The organism is Pseudochrobactrum sp. AO18b, from assembly GCF_000409565.1.
GTDB classification, from domain to species: domain Bacteria; phylum Pseudomonadota; class Alphaproteobacteria; order Rhizobiales; family Rhizobiaceae; genus Pseudochrobactrum; species Pseudochrobactrum saccharolyticum.
Genome location: NZ_ANNO01000153.1, coordinates 1 through 3554 on the forward strand (window position 1 = coordinate 1; position 3554 = coordinate 3554).

The following is a 3554-nucleotide window of genomic DNA, read 5'->3' on the forward strand; positions in this document are numbered from 1 at the left end:
AATTTCTCCGCACCGGATGCGAAATGTGCCGCATGTTTGAAGACAGGCACCTGTGCCTCGAAATGACAGGCGACCTGCTGGCCGGTTCCTAAATCCTTCAATTCAGGCACCTGCTGTTTGCACAAATCCTGCGCCAGCGGACAACGGGTATGAAAACGGCAACCGGACGGCGGATTGAGCGGGCTTGGCACATCACCGCCCAGTACGTTCCATGAACCGCGCGAAGCCGGATCAGGCTGTGGCGCGGCAGACAACAAAGCCTGCGTATAAGGATGGCGCGGATTATTATAGAGCTGATGCTTATCGGCAATCTCCACCACCTGTCCGAGATACATCACCGCCACACGGTCAGCCATATGTTTGACCACCGGCAATCCGTGCGAAATAAACAGGTAGGACAGTCCCATTTCTTTCTGCAAATCTTTAAGCAGATTGACCACCTGCGCCTGAATGGACACGTCGAGCGCTGACACAGGCTCATCACAGACAATCAGTTTCGGCGACAGTGAAAGCGCACGGGCAATACCGATACGCTGGCGCTGCCCGCCGGAAAACTCATGCGGATAGCGCGCGGCATGGTAAGGTGCCAGATCGACACGGCGCAGCAGTTCAATCACCCTTTCGCGGCGTGAAGCATCGGTGCCGACACCATGCACCAGCATCGGCTCGGCAATCAGTTCACCCACAGTCATACGCGGATTGAGGCTGGCATAAGGATCCTGAAACACCACCTGCATTTTGCGGCGCAGATCACGCAGCTTGGTGCCGCTGGCATTGGTGACATCTTCACCCTCAAACAGCACCCGACCGGCGGTCGGCTCCAGCAGGCGCAGCGCCAGACGCGCAGTGGTGGATTTTCCACAACCGCTTTCACCCACAATCGCCAGTGTTTCCCCCGGCATCAGTTTGAAAGAGACTTCGTCCACGGCACGGACTGTGCCGACCACTTTTTGCCGGATCAGCCCTTTTTTGACAGGGAAATGTTTGGAAATACCCTGCAGCTCCAGAAGTGGTTGTGTCATACGAAATCCTCCACCGGAGCTTTATGGCAGGCAACAAGATGATTGGCTTGGAGTTCATGCAGAGCAGGCAGAGTTGCTGTGCATTCCTCATCAGAAAACGGACAGCGCGGGTTGAACCGGCAACCGGAGGGCAGACGGAACGGCGGCGGAACCACACCGCTGATTGCCACCAACCGGTCAACATCCTCATCCATTCGCGGCATCGAGCCCATCAGACCGATGGTATAGGGATGCTGCGGGTCTTTGAAAATCGCATTGACGGAAGCGCGTTCTGCCACCTTACCGGCATACATGACCGCCACATCATCCGCGACCTGCGCCACCACACCCAGATCATGGGTGATGAGGATGATTGCCATATTGGTTTCCTGCTGCAACTCGCGCAGCAGATTGAGAATCTGCGCCTGAATAGTCACATCGAGCGCCGTTGTCGGCTCATCGGCGATCAGCAAAACCGGTTTGCAAACCAGCGCCATCGCAATCATCACACGCTGGCGCATACCGCCGGAGAGCTGGTGCGGATATTCATCAAAACGGCGCTCCGGTGCAGGAATACGCACTTTACGCAGCGCTTCAATCGCTTCCTCGCGCATTTCCTTGTAAGGTTTTTTATGATGCGCCTGCAGTGCTTCAACCAGCTGATAGCCGATTGTATGTACCGGATTGAGCGAAGTCATCGGCTCCTGAAAGATCATCGCAATACGGTTGCCGCGCAGCCTGCGCATCTCATCAGCCGACAGTTTCAGCAGGTCCTGTCCTTCAAAAATCACCTCACCGCCGGCATTCTTGCCCGGTGGCGGCACCAGCCCCATGACAGACAGCGACAGCATGGATTTACCGCAGCCGCTCTCCCCCACAATACCCAGTGTCTTGCCGCGCTCGACTTTCAGCGAAATACCGTCCACCGCACGGATAACACCGTTCGGGGTTTTAAACTCCGTGACGAGATTGCGGATTTCGAGTACCGGTTCTGTCATATAGTCATCTCCAAGCCGGTCATATTTCCATATGACCGGAATATTGCTTTGGCCAGTTTAACTCAGGCCGGAAAATGAATGCGGGGCATAAGCAGTAACGGGGCGTTTCGCCCAGTCTTCCTGCGGTGCCCGTTGAACTGTACGTTGCTGTGCAGCGTGAAGGTCTTCGGCAGCCTGCTCAAAATCAATCGTCAGGCATTGGCCTTTCTCGACCACTTTCTCACCGCCGACATAGACCGTATCCACGGCACGCTCGGCTGCGGCATAGATCATGCTGCGGATCGGATCATAGCCCGGCCGCATCATCGGATGCGCGAGATTGACCAGCACCAGATCGGCATTGCAGCCGACTTCCAGACGCCCGATATCATCACGCCCGAGCAGATCGGCACCGCCTACCGTTGCTGCGGTGAAAATCTCACCGGAAGTAACAGTGCGCGGGTTTTCAGCCATCATTCGCGCCACGTAACCGACATGGCGCATCTCTTCGAGCATATTATGCGGATAGGTATCGGTGCCAATGCCAAGGCGCACACCGGCACGCAGATAACGGCCAAAATCACGCATGGCTATGCCACGGCGCATGAAAACGGTCGGGCAATGGGCAACCGCTGTGCGTGTTTCCACCAGCAGATCAAGATCGCGGCGCGTATGCCAGCTATTGCGCGGATAATCATCGAGGAATATCCCGTGACTGACAATGCTGGTCTCGCCCAGCACATCAAGCTGCTCCAGCCATTGTACCGGCGAAACACCGTGTCGGCGGGTAATTTCATGAAACTCTACGGTCGATTGTGCGGCATGGATTTGCCACGGAATTTTGCGGCGCTGCGCTTCCGCATAGCTCTCTTTGATCAGGCCTTCGCTGCAAGTGTCGATCTGTGCCGGACACAGCATCGAGAACAGACGACCGGACGGATGCGCCTCTGCGGCATCCACCATTTCCAGTGCCTGTGCCATCGCTTTTTCGCCAACGGTCTCGTCCCATTCATATTCAACCACATGGCCGTTTTTGGTGTACCAGCGCGCGGTGCGGAACATTGGTGTAATGCAAACACGCAGACCGCTCTGCCCTGCCAGATCGATCCATGACGGATGCGCAACAGAGAGATCGGCCAGTGTTGTGACGCCGGATTTCAACAGTTCCGCATAGGCAACTTTCCACGCAGCCTCTGCGCCTTCCGCATCCGGCCGGATAATCGGCATAAATTCATAAAGCGCGGAATTATACAGACCCGGAGAACCGAGCTCATCGAGAATGCTCTTGTTCAGCGGCTCGCTTGCAGGGTGGGAATGAATATTGACCAGACCCGGCATGACCATAAAGCCACGGCCGTCCTGTTCTGCATCAGCAGCACCGGTATAACCTGTACCAACAAAAGTCAGCTTACCGTTTTCAAAAGCGACATCGGCATTTTTCACATAGATATGGCTTTGGCTGTCCTTATCCCATGCAACGACAATATCCGCGTTTCTGATAACTGTTACACTCACCGCATCACTCCCCTGCGCCTGAAATCCCGATTTGAGACTGCGGCACTGCCTCCTCGCAGTG

General features: G+C 55.7%; 3 protein-coding genes. All 3 read right to left on the reverse strand.

All coding sequences use genetic code 11. The features are described from left to right. Positions 1–1022 (reverse strand): ABC transporter ATP-binding protein (locus A918_RS0106420; RefSeq protein WP_022710262.1); only part of this gene is annotated, 1022 nt, incomplete at its 3' end. Next, positions 1019–1999 (reverse strand): ABC transporter ATP-binding protein, encoded by a 981-nt coding sequence (locus tag A918_RS0106425; RefSeq protein WP_022710263.1) that lies wholly within the window; start codon positions 1997–1999, stop codon positions 1019–1021. The genes A918_RS0106420 and A918_RS0106425, both read right to left, overlap by 4 nt. A 57-nt stretch (positions 2000–2056) precedes the next feature. Then, the coding region (locus A918_RS0106430; protein ID WP_371257504.1) for an amidohydrolase family protein at positions 2057–3554 on the reverse strand (1498 nt) is incomplete at its 5' end.